The sequence below is a fragment of the Streptomyces sp. NPDC088730 genome (assembly GCF_044751215.1).
Lineage (GTDB): Bacteria > Actinomycetota > Actinomycetes > Streptomycetales > Streptomycetaceae > Streptomyces.
On sequence record NZ_JBIVLK010000002.1, the window covers coordinates 729,167 to 750,674 of the forward strand.

19 protein-coding genes are annotated in these 21,508 nt (G+C 72.0%); 7 read left to right on the forward strand and 12 right to left on the reverse strand.

Annotated elements, in window-relative coordinates:
- Positions 1 to 56: 56 nt before the first annotated feature.
- From ACIP89_RS10065 to ACIP89_RS10085, 5 genes are all read left to right on the forward strand, one after another.
- A complete protein-coding gene (locus tag ACIP89_RS10065; RefSeq protein WP_401923318.1) occupies positions 57 to 1,067 on the forward strand; it encodes a polyprenyl synthetase family protein in 1,011 nt (336 codons plus the stop codon).
- A 238-nt stretch (positions 1,068 to 1,305) separates the two neighbouring features.
- Positions 1,306 to 2,565: an outer membrane lipoprotein carrier protein LolA gene (locus ACIP89_RS10070; protein WP_402114162.1), complete on the forward strand. Its 1,260-nt coding sequence runs from the start codon at positions 1,306 to 1,308 to the stop codon at positions 2,563 to 2,565.
- A 115-nt stretch (positions 2,566 to 2,680) separates the two neighbouring features.
- Positions 2,681 to 3,634: an ATP-binding cassette domain-containing protein gene (locus ACIP89_RS10075; protein ID WP_401928633.1), complete on the forward strand. Its 954-nt coding sequence runs from the start codon at positions 2,681 to 2,683 to the stop codon at positions 3,632 to 3,634.
- On the forward strand, positions 3,621 to 4,511 hold the full coding sequence (locus ACIP89_RS10080) for an ABC transporter permease (protein ID WP_401928631.1): 891 nt from the start codon (positions 3,621 to 3,623) through the stop codon (positions 4,509 to 4,511). Before ACIP89_RS10075 ends, ACIP89_RS10080 begins: the two co-directional genes overlap by 14 nt.
- A gap of 197 nt (positions 4,512 to 4,708) precedes the next feature.
- Positions 4,709 to 5,299, forward strand: coding sequence for a TetR/AcrR family transcriptional regulator (locus tag ACIP89_RS10085; RefSeq protein WP_401923326.1), 591 nt, complete (start codon positions 4,709 to 4,711; stop codon positions 5,297 to 5,299).
- Between the two features lie 55 nt (positions 5,300 to 5,354).
- On the opposite strand, the gene ACIP89_RS10090 is transcribed toward ACIP89_RS10085, so the two are convergent.
- Positions 5,355 to 5,942, reverse strand: coding sequence for a TetR/AcrR family transcriptional regulator (locus ACIP89_RS10090; protein WP_402114165.1), 588 nt, complete (start codon positions 5,940 to 5,942; stop codon positions 5,355 to 5,357).
- Positions 5,943 to 6,089: 147 nt separating this feature from the next.
- Here ACIP89_RS10090 and ACIP89_RS10095 point away from each other — a divergent pair, with 147 nt between their 5' ends.
- Positions 6,090 to 7,259, forward strand: coding sequence for an FAD-dependent oxidoreductase (locus ACIP89_RS10095; RefSeq protein ID WP_401928629.1), 1,170 nt, complete (start codon positions 6,090 to 6,092; stop codon positions 7,257 to 7,259).
- A 22-nt stretch (positions 7,260 to 7,281) separates the two neighbouring features.
- Here the strand turns inward: ACIP89_RS10095 and ACIP89_RS10100 are convergent, their stop codons facing one another.
- The 7 genes from ACIP89_RS10100 to ACIP89_RS10130 all read right to left on the reverse strand — a co-directional run bounded on the left by ACIP89_RS10100 (position 7,282) and on the right by ACIP89_RS10130 (position 14,688).
- Entirely contained in the window at positions 7,282 to 8,088 is an 807-nt protein-coding gene (locus ACIP89_RS10100) for an HAD family hydrolase (RefSeq protein ID WP_401923333.1), read from the reverse strand.
- Positions 8,089 to 8,343: 255 nt separating this feature from the next.
- Complete coding sequence (locus tag ACIP89_RS10105; protein ID WP_401923336.1) at positions 8,344 to 8,793, reverse strand: VOC family protein; 450 nt, start codon at positions 8,791 to 8,793, stop codon at positions 8,344 to 8,346.
- 65 nt (positions 8,794 to 8,858) lie between these two features.
- Positions 8,859 to 9,506, reverse strand: a complete 648-nt coding sequence (locus ACIP89_RS10110) for a class F sortase (protein ID WP_401923339.1) — start codon at positions 9,504 to 9,506, stop codon at positions 8,859 to 8,861.
- Positions 9,507 to 9,514: 8 nt separating this feature from the next.
- On the reverse strand, positions 9,515 to 10,939 hold the full coding sequence (locus ACIP89_RS10115) for a hypothetical protein (protein WP_402114168.1): 1,425 nt from the start codon (positions 10,937 to 10,939) through the stop codon (positions 9,515 to 9,517).
- Positions 10,940 to 10,997: 58 nt separating this feature from the next.
- Positions 10,998 to 12,581, reverse strand: a complete 1,584-nt coding sequence (locus ACIP89_RS10120; RefSeq protein ID WP_402114171.1) for an FAD-dependent monooxygenase — start codon at positions 12,579 to 12,581, stop codon at positions 10,998 to 11,000.
- An 88-nt stretch (positions 12,582 to 12,669) separates the two neighbouring features.
- Positions 12,670 to 13,665: an EamA family transporter RarD gene (gene rarD, locus ACIP89_RS10125; RefSeq protein WP_401923345.1), complete on the reverse strand. Its 996-nt coding sequence runs from the start codon at positions 13,663 to 13,665 to the stop codon at positions 12,670 to 12,672.
- A 159-nt stretch (positions 13,666 to 13,824) separates the two neighbouring features.
- On the reverse strand, positions 13,825 to 14,688 hold the full coding sequence (locus ACIP89_RS10130) for an SDR family oxidoreductase (RefSeq protein WP_402114174.1): 864 nt from the start codon (positions 14,686 to 14,688) through the stop codon (positions 13,825 to 13,827).
- A gap of 109 nt (positions 14,689 to 14,797) precedes the next feature.
- Here ACIP89_RS10130 and ACIP89_RS10135 point away from each other — a divergent pair, with 109 nt between their 5' ends.
- Entirely contained in the window at positions 14,798 to 15,223 is a 426-nt protein-coding gene (locus ACIP89_RS10135; RefSeq protein ID WP_401923351.1) for a winged helix-turn-helix transcriptional regulator, read from the forward strand.
- 16 nt (positions 15,224 to 15,239) lie between these two features.
- Here ACIP89_RS10135 and ACIP89_RS10140 read toward each other — a convergent pair whose 3' ends face one another.
- From ACIP89_RS10140 to ACIP89_RS10155, 4 genes are all read right to left on the reverse strand, one after another.
- Positions 15,240 to 17,195, reverse strand: coding sequence for an APC family permease (locus ACIP89_RS10140; RefSeq protein ID WP_402114176.1), 1,956 nt, complete (start codon positions 17,193 to 17,195; stop codon positions 15,240 to 15,242).
- A 221-nt stretch (positions 17,196 to 17,416) separates the two neighbouring features.
- Positions 17,417 to 18,505 carry a 2-oxoacid:ferredoxin oxidoreductase subunit beta gene (locus ACIP89_RS10145; protein WP_401923355.1) on the reverse strand — a complete coding sequence of 363 codons (1,089 nt, stop codon included), beginning with the start codon at positions 18,503 to 18,505 and terminating at the stop codon, positions 17,417 to 17,419.
- A complete protein-coding gene (locus ACIP89_RS10150) occupies positions 18,498 to 20,450 on the reverse strand; it encodes a 2-oxoacid:acceptor oxidoreductase subunit alpha (RefSeq protein WP_401923357.1) in 1,953 nt (650 codons plus the stop codon). Before ACIP89_RS10150 ends, ACIP89_RS10145 begins: the two co-directional genes overlap by 8 nt.
- Positions 20,451 to 20,712: 262 nt before the next feature.
- Positions 20,713 to 21,372 (reverse strand): response regulator transcription factor, encoded by a 660-nt coding sequence (locus tag ACIP89_RS10155; protein ID WP_024493722.1) that lies wholly within the window; start codon positions 21,370 to 21,372, stop codon positions 20,713 to 20,715.
- Between the last annotated feature and the right edge of the window lie 136 nt (positions 21,373 to 21,508).

Genomic DNA, 21,508 nt, shown 5'->3' on the forward strand with positions numbered 1-21,508 from the left:
GATGGCAGCGACACATCGACATTCCGTGTGATCGTCAGCAGACAGGAGATCCCCTCGTGACCGTCGTCGGGCCGTTCGGACTGAGCGTGCGGGACCAGGCGCTCGAAGCCGGTGTCCAGGCCGGTTTGGCTGCTGTCGAGTCGGGGCTGCTCGATGCGACCAAGAGCGAGGTGCCCTTCATCACCGAGGCCGCACAGCACTTGGTGCACGCGGGGGGCAAGCGTTTCCGGCCATTGCTCGCGATGCTGGCGGCCCAGTTCGGTGACGCCGACGCCCCGGGCGTGGTGCCCGCCGCCGTGGTCGTCGAGCTGACGCACCTCGCGACGCTGTACCACGACGACGTGATGGACGAGGCCGACGTGCGGCGCGGGGTGGACAGCGCCAATTCCCGCTGGGGCAACTCGGTGGCGGTGCTGACCGGCGACTTTCTCTTCGCGCGCGCGTCGCACATCCTGGCCGACCTCGGCCCCGAGGCCGTCCGCATCCAGGCGGAGGCGTTCGAGCGCCTGGTCACCGGCCAGATCCTGGAGACCGCGGGCCCGCGCGACGGGCGTGACCCGGTCGACCACTACCTTGAGGTGATGCGCGGCAAGACCGGCTCGCTGGTCGCCGTGGCCTGCCGCTTCGGCGCGATGATGGCCGGCGCCGACGACGCGGCGACCGACACGCTCACCCAGTACGGCGAACGGCTCGGCGTCGCCTTCCAGCTCGCCGACGACGTCCTGGACATCGCCTCCGACTCCCACGAGTCCGGCAAGACCCCCGGCACCGACCTCCTCGAAGGCATCCCGACCCTGCCCGTCCTCCACCTGAGGGCGCGGGCCGAGGCCGACGGCAGGCCGGACGACCTGGAGCTCGTCGCCCTGCTGGACGGCGACCTGACGCAGGACGGCCGGCTGGCCGAGGCGCTGCGCCGGCTGCGCGCCCACCCGGCGCTCGAACAGGCCCGTCGCGACACCGTCCGGTACGCGGAGGAGGCGCGGGCCACGCTGGCACCGCTGCCCGCCTGCTACGCCAAGTCGGCGCTGGAAGAGATGTGCGACGCCGTGGTGCACCGCGCCGGCTGAGAGCCCGCCGGTGCCGGTGGCCGGATCTGCGTGCCGCCCCCTACGGGTAGGCGGAGCGAGGGCCCCGCGGTGTCATACCGAAGAGGTATGAGGAGTTGCTCCCCCGGGCTGACGCTTCGGGCTCCCGGATTTGGTCAGATGGAGAACAACCACTCCTGACCAAAACGGGTGAGAATGGCGGCACGGAGTGGACGAGTGCATCCCGACGGAAGCCGCCGACCACGGAGGTAGGGCACACATGGCACCGAACGACAGCGCAGACACCAACGGCACGGCCCCGCACGGCCCCGCACGGCCCGTCGCGGGCCGCCGGAAGGCGGTGCGCTACATCGTCCCGGTCGCGGTGGCGGGTGTCGCGGCCGCGACGATCGGGCTGGTCCCGGCGCTCGCGAGCTCGGGCGATCCCGATCTGCCGGAGATCACCGCGCAGGAACTCATCGAGAAGATCGCCGCCTCGGACACGGAGCAGCTGTCCGGCACGGTGAAGATCAGCACCGACCTCGGCATCCCGTCCCTGGGCGGGCTGGCCGGTTCCTTCGTGCCGGACGGCGCGGGGGAGAAGGGCGGCGCGAGCGCGGACCCGCAGTCGAAGCTGACCGAGCTGGCGTCCGGCACGCACACCCTCCGGGTGGCCGCCGACGGCCCCGACAGGCAGCGGGTGTCCATCCTGGACAACGCGTCCGAGTACAGCCTCATCCACAACGGCGACGAGGTCTGGGCGTACGACAGCAAGTCCAACGCCGTCTACCACGCGAAGGAGAAGGCCGGGGAGCACGCGAAGCGCGGGGACCAGCCGGTCCCCGACGGCGTACCGACCACCCCGAAGGCCTTCGCCGAACAGGCCCTCAAGGCGGCCGACGGCACCACGTCCGTGAAGGTCGGGGGCACCGCGCAGATCGCGGGCCGCGACGCCTACCGGCTGGTCGTCAAGCCCGAGCAGAGCGGCTCGACGATCGGCTCGATCACCGTCGCGGTGGACGCGAAGACGGGCGTGCCGCTCAAGTTCACCCTCCAGCCCAGCAGCGGCGGCAAGGCGGCGATCGACGCCGGGTTCACCTCCGTCGACTTCGGCAGGCCGGCCGCGTCCTCGTTCACCTTCACTCCGCCCAAGGGCGCCGAGGTCACCGAGGCGGACAGCGCCGCGAACCAGGAGAAGGCGCACAAGGCCGAGGGCGGTCTCGGCCCGTTCGAGGGCCTGAACGCCAAGGGCGAGGGCGTGAAGGTGACCGGCAAGGGCTGGAGCGCGATCGCGGAGATCAAGGCCCCCGGCGGCAGCGGCATGCCCTCGGAGTCCTCGGACGGCAAGGCGTCCGGCGACATTCCGGCCGAGGCGCAGGGGCTCCTGGACTCGATGGGCGACAAGGTCACCGGCACGTTCGGCTCCGGCACGGTCTTCAAGACCCGCCTGGTCAACGCGCTGATGACCGATGACGGCCGGGTGTACGTCGGCGCGGTCACGAAGGACGCGCTGGTGAAGGCGGCGGACAACGCCGGCTGACATCCGAACACCCTGTGCACGATGCCTCCGCCCCGCCGTAGCCTCCGTACGGCGGGGCGGACGCGTCCGCACCGGAAGCCGCGCGGAGCGGGCCATCGAGCCATGGGGAGCAGACATGACAGGGGCCGCAGCCGTGCCCGTGATCGAGACCCGCGGGCTGACCAAGCGGTACCGGGGCGGCCAGCTCGCCGTCGACGGGCTGGACCTCACCGTCCCCGGCGGCAGCGTCTTCGGCTTCCTCGGCCCCAACGGCTCGGGCAAGACGACCACCATCCGGATGCTGATGGGGCTGATCGACCCGACGTCCGGCACCGCGAGCGTCCTGGGCCGCCCCATGCCCGGCGCCGCCCGTACGGTGCTCCCGCACGTCGGGGCGCTGATCGAGGGGCCCGCCCTGTACGGGTTCCTGAGCGGCCGGGACAACCTGGTGCGCTACGACTGCGCCGACCCGACCGCCGACCCGCGCACCAGGGCCGCCCGCGTCGGTGACGCGCTGGACCGGGTCGGCCTGGCCGCGGCGGGCGGCAAGAAGGCGCGGGCGTACTCGCTGGGCATGAAGCAGCGCCTCGGCCTGGCCGCCGCGCTGCTCAGACCCCGCAGGCTGCTCGTGCTGGACGAGCCGACCAACGGCCTGGACCCGCAGGGCATGCGGGAGATCCGCACCCTGGTCCGGGAGCTGGCCGCGGAGGGTACCACGGTGTTCCTCTCCTCCCACCTCCTGGACGAGATCGAGCAGGTCTGCACCCACGCGGCGGTCATGGCACGCGGTCGGCTGCTCACCCAGGGCCCGGTCGCCGAACTCGCGGCGGGCACCCGCGGCCGGCTCGCCGTCACCACCCCGGACCCGGCCGACGCCGCCCGCGTCCTGAAGGAGCACGGAGTCACCGGACTCACCCTCGACGGCGACCGGGTACGGGCCGACGCCCCGCCGGGCTCCGTCGAACTGGCGGACCTGAACGCGGCCCTGGTGAACTCCGGCGTCCGGGTACGGTCCTTCGGCGTCGAACGGGCCTCCCTGGAGGACGCCTTCGTCGCGCTCACCGGAGAGGGATTCGATGTCGCAGGCTGAACAGGCGCGCGAGGAGGCCCCGCCGCTCCGGCGCAACCCGCTGTGGACGCTCGGCATCCTGCGCTCCGAACTGACCACCACCCTGCGCCGCTGGCGCACCCTGGCCCTGCTCGGGGTGCTGGCCGCCGTGCCCGTACTGATCGGGATCGCGGTGCGGATCGAGACGGCGAACGGCTCACCGGCCGGTCCCGGCGAGGGCGGGGCCGGGCCCGCGTTCCTCTCCCAGGTGACCAACAACGGCCTCTTCCTGGTGTTCGCCTCGCTCGCCGCCACGCTCCCGGTCTTCCTCCCGATGGCGGTCGGCGTGATCGCGGGCGACTCCGTCGCGGGCGAGGCCAACGCGGGAACGCTGCGCTATCTGCTGGTCGCGCCGGCCGGCCGGACCCGGCTGCTGCTCGCCAAGTACGCCACCACGCTGGCCTTCTGCCTGCTCGCGACCCTGGTGGTGGCGGCGTCCGCGCTGGCGGTGGGCGCGCTGCTGTTCCCGGTCGGAGACGTCACGACGATCTCCGGCACCCGGATCGGCTTCGGTGAGGGCCTGGTGCGGGCGGCGGTCATCGCGGTCGCGGTCGCGGCGTCACTGACCGGCTTCGCGGCGCTCGGACTGTTCGTCTCGACCCTGACCAACAGCGGCATCGCGGCCATGGCGGCGACGGTCGGGGTGCTGATCACGGTGCAGATCCTGGACACCATCCCGCAGTTGCACGGGATGCACCCGTACCTCTTCCCGCACTACTGGCTGTCCTTCGCGGACCTGCTGCGCGCCCCGGTCTACTGGGACGACCTGGTGAAGAACCTGGAACTCCAGGCGCTGTACGCGGCGGTGTTCGGCTCGGCGGCCTGGGCGCGTTTCACGGCGAAGGACATCACGGCCTGACCGTGGACGGAGGCCTCACCCGCACCGTCGGCCGGGCGAGCCGTCCCCCGATCGGCTCGTCGCGGCACGAACGGCACGAACGGTGCGAAGGATGAGAACGAGCCGACACGGTACGTTCCGTTTCCGCCTGAGCATTGTTCGACTTCTGGCGACGGACTGTCAATAAGGATTGGCTCGAACAGCCCTATGCTCACCGAATGATCACATCGCCGAGTTCGCTGCGCCGTAGCGAGAGCTCACGCAGGGCGACGCTGGAGGCGGCCCTCGATCTCTGCACGGAGAGGGGTTACGGCCGTGTCACCGTTGAGGCCATCGCGGCGCGGGCGGGTGTCAGCAAGAAGACGATCTACCGCTGGTGGCCGTCGAAGAGCGCGGTGCTGCTGGAGGCGTTCACGGAGGCACTGGTCCAGGCCGCCCCGTCCGCCGACACCGATGACATCGCGGCGGACCTGCGGACCCATGTGAACGGCGCGGTCGGCGTGCTCTCCGTACCGCCCTTCGGCCCCGCGTACGCCGGAATACTCTCCGAGCTCCACCACGACGACGAATTGGCCGAAACGGTTCGCACCCAGCTGATCGAACCCCGTTTCGAAGAGGTGGTCGTCAGGCTGCGCGTGGCCCAGGAACGGGGCCAGATCCCGCCGGGCGCCGATCTGCGGCTGGCGGTGGAGATGCTGTACGGCCCGGTCTACTACCGCCACGTCCTGCGCAAGCCGATGCAGGACCCGGAGGCGGTGGCGCTGCTGGTCGACCGGGTGCTGCGGTCGCTGGGGGCGACGCTGGGCTGACGCGGTCGGCCTCGGCAGGGAGGTCACGGCCACTGGGGCGCGACGCGGACCCCGCTCAGGGGTGCTGCGAGCCCCGCCAGCCGTGGATCAGCAGATCGAACACCGTCTCCACGGAGGCGCGGGGGTCGTGCCCGGACGCGGCCAGGGCCGGGACTTCCAGGACGAACCGGGCGAGCGCCGCACACGCGAGGTCATCGGCCTCCCGGCCGAGCTCCTGCGCGATCGCGGCGCCGAGGGCGCTCGCGTGCCGCATCCACATGCGTTCCCAGTACTCGCGCAGCGCGGGCGTCGCGTCCACCAGGGCGGTGAACCGGTCCCGGCGCGGGTCCGACGCCATCCGCGCCCAGGACGTCAGCGCGTGGGCGCGGAGCGCCTCGACCACGTCCTGCCCCGGGGGCCGGTCCCGGACGGCGGCGGTGAGCGAGGCCTCGACCTCCGCCTCCCGGTCGAAGACCAGCGCCTCCTTGCCCGGGAAGTGGGCGAACAGGGTCGTCGTCGACACGTCGGCCTTCTCCGCGATGTCGCGCACGCTCACCCGCTCGTATCCGTGCTCCAGGAAGAGTTCCAGGGCGGCATCGGCGATGGCCTGCCTGGTCGCGGCCTTCTTGCGCTCGCGGCGGCCGACGGCCGGAGTGTCTGGCATGGCGCCCACCCTACCGCATAGCTGGAATGAAGCAGAAACCGTAATGGTTGCAGTTTCTTACTTGTTCCTGCTTTGCTGGGGCCGGCAGGGGTTGCCGCCCATCGGGGCGTGAGGTCACCGGGGCCCCGCCGACGGAAGGAATCCGCCATGAACACCGCCATGAACACCACCACGAACAGCCCGGCACCCGCCCGAGCCCGCATCGCCGTCATCGGCGCCGGACCGGGCGGTCTCACCTGCGCGCGCGTCCTCCAGCGGCACGGCATCCCCGTGACCGTCTACGACCGCGACCCGGACGAGAACTCCCGGAACCAGGGAGGCTCGCTCGACCTGCACGACGACAACGGCCAGATCGCACTCCGCGAGGCGGGCCTGCTGGAGGAGTTCTTCGCGCTCGCCAGGTTCGAGGGGCAGGAGATGCGCCGGCTGGATCCGGCGGGGAGCGTCCTGGACCACCACATGCCGGACACGGACGAAACGGCCCGGCCCGAGATCGACCGGGGACAGCTGCGCGGTCTCCTGCTCCGCTCGCTCGACGGGGGGACGGTCCAGTGGGGGCGGGCCCTCGACTCGGTGAGCGGACCGGCCGGCGGGGCGCGCACGCTGAGGTTCACCGACGGGACGGCCGTCGAGGCCGATCTCGTGATCGGTGCGGACGGCGCCTTCTCCCGCGTCCGCCCTGCACTCTCGCCCGCGACACCGCACTACACGGGGGTCAGCTTCCTCGAAGCACGGTTCGACGCCGTGGAGAGCGCGCACCCCGAGCTCGCGGAGCTGGTGGGAGGCGGCAGCGCCCATGCCGCCGACGGGGACCGCGGCCTCTTCGCGCAGCGGAACAGCGGCGGCCACCTGCGCGTCTACATCATGCGGCGCGTCCCGCTGGACTGGATCGCGGCGGCGGGGCTCCGCCCGGCGGACACCGAGGGCATCCGCGCACAGCTGCTCCGTGAGTACGCGGCCTGGTCGCCGCGGGTACTCCGGATGATCACGGAGAACGACGGCCCCTACGTCGACCGGCCGATCCTCGCCCTGCCGGTGCCGCACACCTGGGAGAGCGCACCCGGCGTGACGCTCCTCGGGGACGCGGCACACCTCATGCCGCCGTTGGGCGTCGGCGTCAACCTCGCCATGCTCGACGCCGCCGAACTCGCCCTCTCGCTCGTCCGCTCCGCCACCGTCGACGACGCGGTGCGCGGCTACGAGAAGACGATGCTCCCGCGCTCGGCCGAGGTGGCGCGCACGCTCGAAGGCGGCGCCGAATTCCTGCTGGCCGCCGCCGGCCCCGACGACGACGGCCCGGTCCGGGACCGGGCCTGACACCCGTGCGTGGGGGCGCTGTTCAGCCGAAGAGCCGCTCCAGGACGACCGCGACCCCGTCGTCCTGGTGGGACAGGGTCACCTCGTCCGCCGCTTCCCGCAGGAGCGGATGGGCGTTGGCCATCGCCACCCCGTACCCGCAACTGCGGAACATCGGAAGGTCGTTCGGCATGTCCCCGAAGGCGATCGCGGTTGCCGGGTCCAGCCCCAGATGCTCGGCGGCGAACGCGATACCGGCGCCCTTGTCGATGCCGTACGGCTGGAGCTCGACCGTGCCGGGCCCGGACAGCGTGACGGTCGCCAGCTCCCCGACGGCCGCGTGCGCCGCGGCGGCCAGGGTGTCGTCGTCCAGTTCCGGATGGCGGATCAGCACCTTGATGACGGGGGCGGCCCACAACTCGTCGCGGTGGGAGGTCCGGTGGGCGGGCAGCGCCGGATGCGGCATCAGGTAGCCCGGCTCGATCAGCGTCCGGCCGCCGGGCCCGTCCTGGTCCACCGCGGCGAAGACCTGCCCGACCTGCGCCTCTATCTTGCCGAGCGCGGCGGCGGCCGCCTCCCGGTCCAGGCCGACCGTACGGATCATGCGCCCCGCCCCGGCGTCGTACACCTGTGTGCCCTGCCCGCAGACGGCGAGCCCCCGGTACCCCAGCGCGGCGAACAACTCCCGTACGCCGGGCACCGGCCGGCCGGTGGCGACGAGGTGGCGGGCCCCGGCGGCGGCGGCGAGGCCGAGCGCGGCGCGGGTGCGGGGGCTCACGGTGTCGTCGGGGCGCAGCAGGGTGCCGTCCAGGTCCGTGGCGACGAGGGCGTATGCGGGTGGGAGAGGCATGGGGCGAGCGTATGCGGCCGGCGCCGGGCGCGGGGAGCGCCGTCACGGGGGCCAGCGCGGACGCCACGAGCAGCGCTGCGGCGAACAGGCGGCGGGAGGGGGTGGGTCGGATGCGGGGCACCTCTTCGTGCGGGGGAGGCGGGACGGCGTGAACATCACCACCCGGGCCCGCGGCGCAGACCCGATTCCCCTCCGGATGCGGAGGAGTCCACTCATTCCGCGCCCGGCCGGCACCGACCCCGCCCTGCCCCCCGCTCACTGCACGCAGAACTCGTTCTTCTCCGGGTCGGTCATGACCGTCCACGTCCCGCCCGGTTCCGCGACCTCGCGGAGCACCTTCGCGCCCAGCCGCTCCAGGCGGGCCACCTCCGCGTCGCGGCGGTCCGGTCCGGCGTGCACGTCCAGGTGGAGGCGGTTCTTCACCGTCTTGGGCTCGGGGACCCGCTGGAACAGCAGGCGGCGCCCGAGCCCCGTACCGCTCTCCGGCTCGTACGCGTCGTCCGGGTGCCGGGCCGCCGCCAGGTCGAGCCAGGCCCTGCGGCCGTGCGCGGTCGTGGTGACCGCCTCCGGTACGGCGCCGAGGCCCAGGAGGCGTTCCACCAGAGGGCTGTTGTCCTCGATCTCGTAGCCCAGTGCGGCGGCCCAGAATCCGGCCTGGGCGTGCGGGTCTGCGGCATCGACGACGATCTTCCAGTCAAGGGGCATGGCGCCATTCTCATCCGGGCCGGGCCCGCTCCCCGGTCTGGCCGGTGTCCGGCGTGGCGGGGCCGTCAGGCCGGCCGGACCGACGCCAGCCGGGCGTAGGCGACCACGTTGGACTGGTAGCCGCCGGCGCTGGGGTCGTAGGCGCCGCCGCAGGTCAGCAGCCGGAGCTGGGCGTCCTTCGTCGGGCCGTAGACGAGGGCGCTGGGGAAGTCGCGCTTCTCGTACTCCCGGACCGCGTAGACGCGGAACGTCGCGATCCGCCGGTCCGCGCGGCGGACCTCCACGGTGGCTCCGGGCGGCAGCGCGTCGAGTCCGGCGAAGGCGGCCGGGCCGGTCGCGGTGTCGACGTGGGCCACCACGATCGCGTTGCCCGGGGAGCCCGGCGGCACCCCGTCCCGGTACCAGCCGGCCAGGTTGCGGTCCGCCGGATCGGGCACGCCGAGCCGGCCCCGGCTGTCCAGGGTCAGGCCCACCAGGGGGGCGCTGACCCGGAGTCCGGGGATGTCGATGCGGACGGGGCGGGCGGCGGGGAGCGCGGCCGGCAGGGGCCCCGCTCCCGTGGACGAGGGGCCGGACCGGGAGGCGGTACCGCCGCCGGGCTCCGCGAGGGGGGAGCCCAGCAGCAGGACCAGCGCCGCCGCGGCGGCCGGGATCAGCCCGGCCGCCCGGGTCAGGCGCGGGAACGGTGCTCGGGGCAGCCGTTCCCGCAGCATGCGGGGGCTCAACCGCGCCGGCGCCGGGCCGCGCGGAGCCCGTGGACCGAGGCGGCGACGGCTGCCAGCAGCCCGGCCGCGCCGATCGCCAGGCCGGGGCCGGAGAGGCCGTCGGAGCCGGAGCCGGTCAGGGCGGTGGAGCCGTCACCCGCGTCGACCGGACCGTTCGGCAGGGGTGCGCCACCGTTGCCGTGGCCGCCGGGCGGGGTGGGCCTGGGGTGGTGGGGGTGGCTGGGGGACGGCGACGGGCTGGGGCGGGTGCCGGCCGCGATGATCCGGCTGTGGTCCGTGGCGCTCACGCCCGTGCGCACCGGGCCGTCGGTGCCGTCGACGGTGACGGTCAGTTCGGTCGTCACGTCGAGCCGCCCGGCCGGCGCGCCCTCGGCCGCGGCCAGGGTGAACGCGGCCCCGGCCGTTCCGCCCGGCTCCAGCGTGCCGCCCGCCCGGAGCCCGGTCCGCAGCTCACCGGTGAGCGACCCGTCCGTCTCCCGGGTGAGCGGGACCGCCGAGCCCTCGGACACGACGGTCAGCTGGTACGGCTTCAGACCGGCCGGGCCCTTGAGCGTCAGACGCGTGCCGATGCCCTGGTACTCGGGGCCGTCCGCCGGATCGGTGTAGGAGACGTCGGCCGGCCGGGGGCCGTCGCCCGCCTTGATCCGCTCCGGGGCGGTGAGCGCCGCCGACGCCCGGCCGGTGACGGCGAAGTCCCAGGTGGTGCCCTGGGCGGTGATGTTGTCGACGTAGGTGTTCAGCGTGCCGTTCGGGTCACCGAGCCGGCCGATGTTGGCGATCACCCCGTACGCCCCCTCGCACGCCGTGACGAAGTGCGACAGCGGGGCGTCCCCGCCCGCCGGGACGCCCGCCACGGCGCGCGAGGTCCGCATCACGGAGTCGTCGGTGAGCCGGTACTTCTGCCAGGTGTCCGGCTTCAGCGCCGCGCCCTGCGCGTCGGTGTTGGCGCCGGGTTCGAACGACAGGGTGGTGAAACCCCCGCAGGACGCCGGGAACTGAAGGTTGGCGCCGATACCGGTGGCGCTGGAGCCCTCGGACGCCGTGTACGCCCAGTACGAGACGCCCGCGTCCAGCAGCGGCCGGATCGGCACCGGGGTCCACGTCGCGTTGAAGTAGTGCGCGGCCTGGGCCTGTTGCCCGGCCGCGATCGCGAGGCGCAGGCTGCCGTTCAGGTGGACCGGGTCGGGCTTCGGGGAGATCTCCTGGACCCCCGGGTCCCGGTCCGGGGTCGTTTCCTGGAGGCGGAGCCAGGGGCCGGCGGGGCCGAGCCCGTCCTGGTGGACGGTCCGCACGGTGTCGTCCGCGACCGCGGTGGCAGCGATTCCGCAGGCGAGGAGGGACACGGCGGACAGGGCGGCGGTGGCGGTCGCGGTGCGCAGGAGCGTCCGGGACGTCCCCGACGTGCGGATGGATCGGGTCATAAGATGTGAGGAAAATATAAGCAGCGGGTCATCAGGGGGACGACCCGCTGCGACGCGCTCAAGCTCGCTCCAATGCCCCACCCTTCAGGTACGCGGCGACGGCCCGGTGGTCCCCGGCCGGGGCGATCAGCCCCACGTGGTTGTCCGGGCGGACCAGTACCAGGACGTCCTCGTCCGGCCCGATGCCGTACGCCGAGCGGGCCCGGCCGCCGTGGTCGGCCAGGACACCGTGCGAGGCGGCCCCGTTCGCCTCTGCCACCACTCCGTCCACCTCGGTCACCGCGTACGCCCGCAGTTCGCCGACGTGTGCGGAGGTTGCTGCTCGCAGGGCCTGTACGGTGCCGGGGCCGAAGCCGAGCAGGGTGAAGTGCGGCCCGGCGAAGGCCTCGAACAGCCGGCGGGGCGCTCCGGTGGCCGCGTCGGCGCAGGGCGCGTCCGGCGCCCGGTCGCCCGCGCGCAGCCGGGCGGTGGAGCCCCCGGGCGCGAGGGAGCTCCAGTGGTAGCCGTCACCCAGGCCGTAGGTCTGCGGGGTGACCGCCGAGTCCAGGCCGCCGCCCGGCTCCTTGATCGCCTCCAGCGTGGCCCGCAGCCGCTCCGCGCTGATGTCCAGGGTCCTGGCCGCGATCGGCAGCCGCTCCTCCTCGTAGCTGTCGAGCAGCTCGGGCGGCGCCTGCCCGGTGGCGGCCCTGGCGAGCTTCCAGCCCAGGTTGTACGCGTCCTGGATGCCGGTGTTCATGCCCAGGCCGCCCGCGATGGAGTGCACGTGCGCCGCGTCCCCGGCCAGGAACACCCGGCCCACCCGGTAGCGGTCCGCCAGCCGCTCGTTGAACCGGTAGGAGGAGAGGAGCGTGGCCTGCGTGAGGAGTTCGCCGGGCAGCCGGGTGTGCTTGGCGAAGAGCCGCTGGAAGCCCGCCAGCGACGGGGGCGCGGGGCGGCCCGCAGCGTCCGTCTCCGGGGAACCCTGGAACCACCAGCCGGAGGGCGTGCCGGGGATCGGGCAGAGCATCACGCCGCCGTCCTCGTCGAACCACTGGTGCCAGACGCCCCGGTCCGGCCCCGCCACCTCGACGTCGCCGCAGACCATCGCCTGTTCCTCGTCCGTGCTGCCCTCGAACGGGACGCCGAGCAGCTTGCGCACCGCGCTGTGGCCGCCGTCGCAGCCCACCGCGTACCGGGCCGCGATCTCCCGGCCGCCGGTCAGGGACGCCGTCACGGAGTCGTCGTCCTGGGCCAGCCCGACGAGTTCGGCGCCGAGTTCCACCCGTACGCCGTACTCCGCGAGCCGGGCGCGCAGGATCTCCTCCAGCCGCCACTGGGCGATCAGCCAGGGCCGGTCGTAGGGGGCGTCCGGCGTCGGGCGGGCCGCCGCGTACGGGTCGGTTTCCGCGATCACCTCTCCGGCGCGGTACTTGCGCATCGGCAGCGGCGCCGATCCGGCGGCCAGCACCTGATCGATGACACCGAGGTCCTCAAGGACCTCCAGTGAGCGCGGGTTGGGGCCCTTGGCCCGCGAACTGCGCGGGAACCGCCGGGACTTGTCGATGATCCGGACGCCGGTGCCACGCCGGGCCAGATCGATGGCCAGGGTCAGTCCGGTCGGCCCGGATCCCACGATCAGCACGGTGTTCGGGGGCTTGGGCATGCGTACTCCTCGGTTGGCGTTCCCGTCCGGATCAATGGAAACGCAACCGAGTTAAAAAAGCAACCAGGTAACTTTTATGAGGTGCGGATCATGGCGTCGGAGTCGTCACCGCGGACGGGGGCGGAGCGGAACCGGAATCGTCCGGGGCGGGCCTCGCCTGCTGCGCCGCCGCCTCCCGCGCGGCCAGCGCCCGCATCCTCGTCCGCCGCGACGTCCGCAGCGCGTCCCAGGTCAGCAGGGTGAGCGCCAGCCAGACCAGGCCGAATCCGGCCCACCGCTCGGGCGGCATCGCCTCGTGGAAGTAGACGATCCCCAGAATGAACTGGAAGACCGGCGCCAGGTACTGCAACAGGCCGAGCGTGGAGAGGGGCACGCGGATCGCCGCCGCCCCGAACAGGATCAGCGGCCCCGCCGTCACCACCCCCGTCGAGGCGAGCAGCGCGCCGTGCCCGATACCCCCGGAGAGGAACGTCGACTCGCCCCGTGCGCCCAGCCAGAGCAGATAGCCGAGCGCGGGCACGAACACCACCGCCGTCTCGGCCGCGAGCGACTCCAGGCCGCCCATGTTCACCTTCTTCTTCATCAGGCCGTACGTCGCGAAGGAGAACGCCAGGACCAGCGAGATCCACGGCGGCTGCCCGTAGCCGATCGCCAGGACGAGCACCGAGGCCACGCCCGTGCCGACCGCCACCCACTGCACGGGGCGCAGCCGTTCGCCCAGGAGCAGGACGCCCATGGCGATGGTGACCAGGGGGTTGATGAAGTAGCCGAGCGAGGCCTCGACGACGTGGCCGTGGTTCACGGACCAGATGTACAGACCCCAGTTGACGCTTATCACCACCGCGGCGACGGTGATCAGCGCCAGCTTCCGCGGCTGTCGCAGCAGCTCCCCGATCCAGGACCAGCGGCGCAGCGCCAGGAGGGCGATGCCGACGACGCCGAGGGACCAGACCATGCGGTGGGCGAGGATCTCGACCGCGCCGGACGGCTTCAGCAGCGGCCAGAAGAGCGGGACCAGTCCCCATAGTCCGTAGGCGGCGAATCCGGACAACAGCCCGGCCCGCTGTTCGTTCGTCCCCTTCACGGGTCCTCCCGGCAGATGTGCGTCGACGCTTCGTCAGCCAGACGAAGGTAGCGCCGACCGGGCCCGGTGTCATTGCCGTACCGCCAGACGGTCATGACACCGGGCCCGGTCGGCGCTGTCTCCCGCTCCTGCCGCAGGTTTCCGCTTGCCGGGGCTCTGCTACCGCTGGGCGGCGACCGCCTCCGCGACGGTGTCCGCGAGCGGGGTGGTCGGGCGGCCGATCAGCCGGGCCAGTTCGCCGCTGGTGCCGGCGAGGAGTCCGCGCCGTACCGCCTCGTCCACGTCCACCAGGATCGCGGCGAAGTCGGCCGGCAGACCGGCGCCGACCAGGATCTCCTGGTGCGCGGCGGCCGGGACGTCGTTGTGGACGATCTCCTGGCCGGACGCCCGGCTCACCTCGGCGGCGTACTCGTCGAGCGACCAGGCGACATCGCCGCTCAGCTCGTAGGCCTTGCCCAGGTGGCCCTCGCCGGTCAGTACGGCGGCGGCCGCCGCCGCGTAGTCGGCGCGGGTGGCGGAGGCGATCCTGCCGTCGCCCGCGTTGGCCACCACGGCGCCGTGGGCCAGGACGGGGGCCAGGTTCGCCGTGTAGTTCTCGGTGTACCAGCCGTTGCGCAGGAAGGTGTGCGGCAGTCCGGAGTCGAGGATCAGCCGCTCGGTCGCCTTGTGCTCCTCGGCCAGCAGGAAGTCCGCGTCCGGGCCGCCCAGGATGCCGGTGTACGCGAGCTGCGCCACGCCCGCCGCCCTGGCCGCGTCGATGACGGCGGAGTGCTGCGCGACCCGGCTGCCGACCTCGCTGCCGGAGATCAGCAGGACCCGGTCACCGGCCCGGAAGGCGCCGTCCAGGGTCTCCGGGCGGCTGTAGTCCGCGATCCGGAGCTCGACGCCGAGGGCGGCGATCCCGGCGGCCTTCTCCTCGTTCCGGACGACGGCGGCGATCCCGGCGGCGGGCGTGGTGGCCAGCAGTCGGTCGACGACGAGGCGGCCGAGCTCTCCGGTGGCTCCGGTGACGACGATGCTCATGGGGGTTTGCTCCTCTTTAGGTGCTCATGTTCTGTTCGTGCGATCTGCTACTCACCATAGGGAGAGCGCTAACCAAAAGAAAGTACGCACTTTGAAGTAAGGTACTGGTATGGGCGTAAGCAGCGTAAGGGACATCAGGGACATCAGGGTCAGGGATGCCGCGGTGCGGGGGCCCGATGTACGGGAGCCGATGTGCCCGTCCCGGGTGGTGCTCGAACACGTCACCAGCCGCTGGGGGGTCCTGGTCCTCGCCGCCCTGCTGGAGCGCTCGTACCGCTTCAGCGAGCTGCGTCGCGAGGTCGGCGGAGTCAGCGAGAAGATGCTGTCGCAGACGCTCCGGACGCTGGAGCGGGACGGTTTCGTGGACCGCGACGCCAAACCGGTCATCCCGCCCCGGGTGGACTACACGCTCACCGCGATGGGCCGGGAGGCCGCCGAGCAGGTGTGGAGCCTGGCCCGCTGGTCGGAGCGGCGGCTGGACGCGGTGGACGCGGCGCGCAGGGCGTACGACGCGAGCGGCCGGGGTTCCGGCTGAGCCGTGCGCCGGGCGGTCAGCCCGCATGGGGCCGGTGCCGCTCCTCCATGGCCCGCAGCGCCCGTGAGACGTCGAACGGCAGGATCGTCACCACCACGTGCGGCAGCTGCGTCAGCGTCTTGCCCATCTTCTCGCCGGTGCCCCGGTGCAGCAGCTTGCCGAGCGCGTTGCTGTACATCCGCCGGGGCACCAGGACCGTCAGCCAGGTCTTCCCGTCCTCTGTGCTGCGGTACGCGAGCTCCTTCATCGCGTGGCGCAGCCGCCGGTCCGGACAGGCCACCAGCTCCAGCGGGACGGCGGTGGCGGAGGTCGCCCCCCAGCGGGCGGCCAGCCGCCCGGCGTACGCCTCGTCGATCGAGAAGTGCACCGCCCGGATCTCGTCGGGCCGCAGCTCATGGGCGTACCGCAGAGCCGTCAGCGTCGCCAGGTCGAGCGCCTCGACCAGCACCAGGACCAGGTGGCGGCTGTACACCGCCCGGTCCGCCCCCGGGGCCTGGATGCCCTGGAGCGCGGCGGCCTCGCGCCGGTACTCCCGGTTGATCCGGGTCAGCGTCCACACCCCCAGCGGGAAGACCACCACGACCAGCCAGGCGCCCTCGGTGAACTTGGTGACCGCGAAGATCAGCACGACCGCGGCGGAGGTGACCGCCGCGAGCGCGTTGAGCGTGATCTTCGCCCTGCGGTACCGGTCCCGGCGCCGCAGGTGGTAGACGGTGAGCCCGGCCCCCGCCATGGTGAACGCGGTGAACACGCCGATCGCGTACAGCGCCACCAGCTTGTCCACACTGGCGCCGGTCGCCAGGAGCAGCGCCAGCGAGACGACGGTCAGCGCGATGATGCCGTTGGAGAACGCGAGACGGTGCCCGCGCCGGGTCAGCACCCTGGGCAGGAACCGGTCCTCCGCGACGAAGCTGGCCAGGTAGGGGAAGCCGGTGAACGGGGTGTTGGCACCCGTGTAGAGGACCAGCGCGGTCGCCAGCTGCACGAAGACCAGCCCGGCCGTGCCGAGGACCCCGCCGCCGAAGGCGAGATGGGCCTCCTGCGCGATGACGGTCGGCGTGCCGTCCGTGTACGGGACGGCATGGGTGAAGTGCGCCAGCGTCGAGACGCCGAGTACGAGGACGCCGAGGATCACGCTCATCGTGATGAGCGTGCGCCGGGCGTTGCGGCCCTGGGGCTCACGGAACGCGGAGATGCCGTTGGAGATCGCTTCGAGCCCGGTGAGCGAAGAGCCGCCGTTGGCGAACGAGCGCAGCACGATGAAGAGCGAGGCCCCGTACAGCCAGCCGTCGCCCGGGGTGCCGAACGGCACGACCCCGGCGGCGTGCGGATCGGCGTGCGGCAGCCCGCCGGTGAGCCCGCGCAGCGCGGAGGCGAGCAGGACCAGCCCGACGGCGGCCATGAACAGGTAGGCGGGCAGCGCGAAGAGCCGGCCCGCCTCCCGGACCCCGCGCAGGTTCCCGTACGCCAGGAGCACGATCACGGCGACGGAGACCGGCAGCTGGAGATGGTCCAGGCCGGTGAACTCGTCGCCCGCCAGATGGGCGAGCGAGATGAGGGCGTTGGTGCCGGCCGAGACCTGCACGGCGACGGTGACGATGTAGTCGACGAGCAGTGCCACGGCGGCGATCTGCGCGACGTTCGGCCCGAAGTTCTCCCGGGCGACGACGTACGAGCCGCCCGCGCGGGTGTAGATCGTCACCACATCGCTGTAACAGAGCGTCAGCAGCAGCAGGACCAGCAGGATCGCGAAGGTCACCGGCATGAGCAGCGTGAACGCGGCCGCGCCGACGACCGGCACCAGGACCCGGAGCATCTCCTCCGAGCCGTAGGCGGACGAGCTGATGCAGTCGGAGGCGAGCACCCCGAGCGCCGTCCGGTTGCCCAGCTTCTCGTCGCTGATGTGCTCCGTGGTCAGCGGCTTGCCGAGCAGGTGTCTCTTGACGCGGTACACCGGACGGTCCAGGGTCATGGCCACATGGTGCGCGGGCGCCGGCCGGTGACCGGTCCGCAATCGCCGTACAGCGGGAAAGTCAGCCCGTTCGGCCATGCGACGCGGCCCCCGCGGGAGTCTCCCTCCCCGGGGGCCGCGTCGCGTCGCCGAAGGTGGCCGGCGGTGCTCCGGGGGCCACGGCCCGTCGTCGACCGCCGTCGTCGCCCGAAGCGCGGCGGACGGCGGTTCGACGAGAAGCCCTAGCCGACCACGGTCCAGTTGTCGTTGCCCGCGAGCAGCGCGCCCAGGTCGCCCTTGCCGTTCCGCTCGACGGCGGTGTCCAGCTGTTCGGCCATCTGCGTGTCGTAGACCTGCCGTTCGACGCTGCGCAGCACCCCGATCGGGGTGTGGTGCAGGGTGTCCGCGTCCGCCAGCCGGGACAGTGCGAAGGCGGTGGTGGGGCTGGTGGCGTGGGCGTCGTGGACCAGGATCCGCGAGCGGTTGTCCTCGGTGACCGTGACGACCGAGAGGTCACCGGTCAGTGAGTCCCGGACGACGCCCTTGGTGTTGTCGGTGCCGAAGATGATCGGCTGTCCGTGTTCCAGCCGGATCACGGCTTCCTGGGCCTGTTCCCGGTCCTTGAGGACCTCGAAGGCGCCGTCGTTGAAGATGTTGCAGTTCTGGTAGATCTCCACCAGGGCTGTACCGGGATGGTCGGCCGCCGCCCGGAGCACGCTGGTGAGGTGTTTGCGGTCGGAGTCGACGGTGCGGGCGACGAAGGACGCCTCCGCGCCGATGGCCAGTGACAGCGGGTTGAAGGGGGCGTCCAGCGAGCCCATCGGCGTCGACTTGGTGATCTTCCCGACCTCGGAGGTGGGGGAGTACTGGCCCTTGGTGAGCCCGTAGATCCGGTTGTTGAAGAGGAGGATCTTCAGGTTCACATTGCGGCGCAGGGCGTGGATGAGGTGGTTGCCGCCGATGGACAGCGCGTCGCCGTCACCGGTGACCACCCAGACGCTCAGGTCCCGGCGGGAGGAGGCGAGCCCGGTCGCGATCGCCGGGGCCCGGCCGTGGATGGAGTGCATCCCGTAGGTGTTCATGTAGTAGGGGAAGCGTGAGGAGCAGCCGATGCCGGAGACGAAGACGATGTTCTCCTTCGCCAGACCCAGTTCGGGCATGAAGCCCTGCACGGCGGCGAGGACCGCGTAGTCGCCGCAGCCGGGGCACCAGCGCACTTCCTGGTCGGACTTGAAGTCCTTCATGGACTGCTTGGCCTCTGACTTCGGGACCAGTTGCAGGAGCTCGTTGGTGTCTGCCGCGGGCTGCAGGAGCTCGTTGGTCTCAGGCATCGATGGCCTCCTTGAGGGCCGTCGCGAGCTGCTCGGCCTTGAACGGCATGCCGTTGACCTGGTTGTAACTGTGCGCGTCAACCAGGTACTTGGCCCGGATGAGGGTGGCCAGCTGTCCCAGGTTCATCTCCGGGACGACGACCTTGTCGTAACGCCTCAGCACCTCGCCGAGATTTCGGGGGAACGGATTGATATGGCGCAGATGTGCCTGGGCGATGGGCTCGCCGGCCGCGCGCAGCCGGCGGACGGCGGCGGTGATGGGGCCGTAGGTGGAGCCCCAGCCCAGCACCAGCGTCCGGGCCTGAGCGGGGTCGTCGACCTCCACGTCCGGGACCTCGATGCCGTCGATCTTGGCCTGCCGGGTGCGGACCATGAGCTCGTGGTTGGCCGGGTCGTAGGAGATGTTCCCGGTGCCGTCCTGCTTCTCGATGCCGCCGATGCGGTGTTCGAGGCCGGGGGTGCCGGGGACCGCCCAGGGCCGGGCCAGGGTCTGCGGGTCGCGCTTGTACGGCCAGAAGACCTCGGTGCCGTCGGCCAGCTCGTGGTTGGGGCCGTGGGCGAACTGCACGCGCAGGTCCGGGAGCCCGTCGGTCTCGGGGATGCGCCAGGGCTCGGAGCCGTTGGCGAGGTACCCGTCGGAGAGCAGGAAGACCGGGGTGCGGTAGGTCAGGGCGATCCGGGCGGCGTCGAGCGCGGCGTCGAAGCAGTCCGCCGGCGTGCGGGGGGCGACGATCGGGACCGGGGCCTCGCCGTTGCGCCCGTACATCGCCTGGAGCAGATCGGCCTGCTCCGTCTTGGTGGGCAGCCCGGTGGAGGGGCCGCCGCGCTGGATGTCGATGATCAGCAGCGGCAGCTCCAGGGAGACGGCGAGTCCGATGGTCTCCGACTTCAGCGCCACCCCCGGCCCCGAGGTGGTCGTCACCCCGAGCGCACCGCCGAACGCGGCGCCCAGCGCGGCGCCGATGCCCGCGATCTCGTCCTCGGCCTGGAAGGTCCGCACGCCGAAGTTCTTGTGCTTCGACAGCTCGTGCAGGATGTCGGAGGCCGGGGTGATCGGATACGAGCCCAGGTAGACCGGCAGGTCCGCCTGCCGGCCCGCGGCGATCAGCCCGTAGGACAGCGCGAGGTTCCCCGAGATGTTGCGGTACGTACCGGTGGGGAAGGCCTGGGTGGCCGGGGCCACCTCGTAACTGACCGCGAAGTCCTCCGTGGTCTCCCCGAAGTTCCACCCCGCGCGGAACGCCGTCACGTTCGCCTCGGCGATCTGCGGCTTCTTCGCGAACTTCGCCCGCAGGAACGTCTCCGTCCCCTCCGTCGGGCGGTGGTACATCCAGGACAGCAGCCCGAGCGCGAACATGTTCTTGGAGCGCTCGGCCTCCTTGCGGGGGAGCCCGAAGTCCTTCAGCGCCTCGATGGTGAGCGTCGTCAGCGGCACCGGATGGACGTTGTACGCCTCCAGCGAGCCGTCCTCCAGCGGACTTGTCCGATATCCGACCTTGGCCATCGGGCGTTTGGTGAACTCGTCGGTGTTCACGATGATTTCGGCGCCGCGCGGCACATCCGCGATATTCGCCTTCAGCGCGGCCGGATTCATCGCGACCAGCACGTTCGGCGCATCACCCGGGGTCAGGATGTCGTGGTCCGCGAAATGCAGCTGGAACGACGAAACCCCAGGCAGGGTGCCTGCGGGAGCCCGGATCTCGGCGGGGAAGTTCGGCAGGGTGGAGAGGTCGTTCCCGAAGGAAGCCGTCTCCGAGGTGAACCGGTCACCCGTGAGCTGCATACCGTCACCGGAGTCACCCGCGAAACGGATGATCACCCGGTCCAGACGGCGGATCTCTTTGTCACCGTTGTCTGTTGCGGACTGGGGGGCACGCTGTCCCCCCACGAGCGCCTCACTGGCCTCATCGGCCTGTTCGGCGGGGCTACTGACCTGGCTGGTCACTTACTGGACCTCCCTCGGCGCGGTGGCTCGGAACCATCCGGCCCGCCGGCGGTCCCAGGCTCCACCCTACGTCTGTAAGGGTCGCCTTCCTCTGGCCGATCATAAGTTGGACGGCATTTTGAGACGCCTGTCCGGCGCCGTCCCGCCATGATTCATCAGCCGCCCGGATCCTCGTCGGACCCTCACTGGAGAGGGCGTGGAGCGAGTCGCGAGCGTTCCCGGCCCGGCGGTCGGACGCGGGGCCGGGAACCGTCGGGAACCGTCAGGAATTCAGATAGGTCAGTACCGCCAGCACCCGCCGGTGGTCGCCGTCGCTGGGGGACAGTCCGAGTTTCTGGAAGATGTTGCTGACGTGCTTCTCCACCGCACCATCGCTCACGACCAGCTGTTTCGCCACCGCGGAGTTGGTCCGCCCCTCCGCCATCAGGCCGAGGACCTCGCGCTCACGGGGCGTCAGCCCGGCCAGCACGTCCTGCTTACGGCTCCGGCCCAGCAGCTGCGCGACCACCTCCGGGTCCAGCGCCGTACCGCCCTGCGCCACCCGGACCACCGCGTCCACGAACTCCCGCACCTCGGCGACCCGGTCCTTCAGCAGATACCCCACGCCCCGGCTGGATCCGGCCAGCAACTCGGTGGCGTACTGCTCCTCGACATACTGCGAAAGGACCAGTACCCCTATGCCCGGGTACTCCTTTCGGAGCCGTACGGCGGCCCGCACGCCCTCGTCCGTGTGGGTCGGGGGCATCCGCACGTCCGCGACCACGACATCGGGCAGTGCGTCCTGCCCGGCGAGGTCGCCCACCGTCTTGATCAGCGCCTCGGCGTCCCCGACCCCTGCCACGACGTCATGACCGAGATCGGTCAGCAGCCGGGTGAGCCCCTCCCGGAGCAGTACCGAATCCTCGGCGATGACTACCCGCACCCTGTCCTCCACCACGACGTCTGTTCCCCCACCACTCGCTGTTCCCGCCGGTATGCCGTTCAGCATCCAGCATCCCAGTATCGGCGGTGACGCCGCGAGCGTTCGAAGGGTTGCGTTCGGCGGGGCAGGGGGCGCG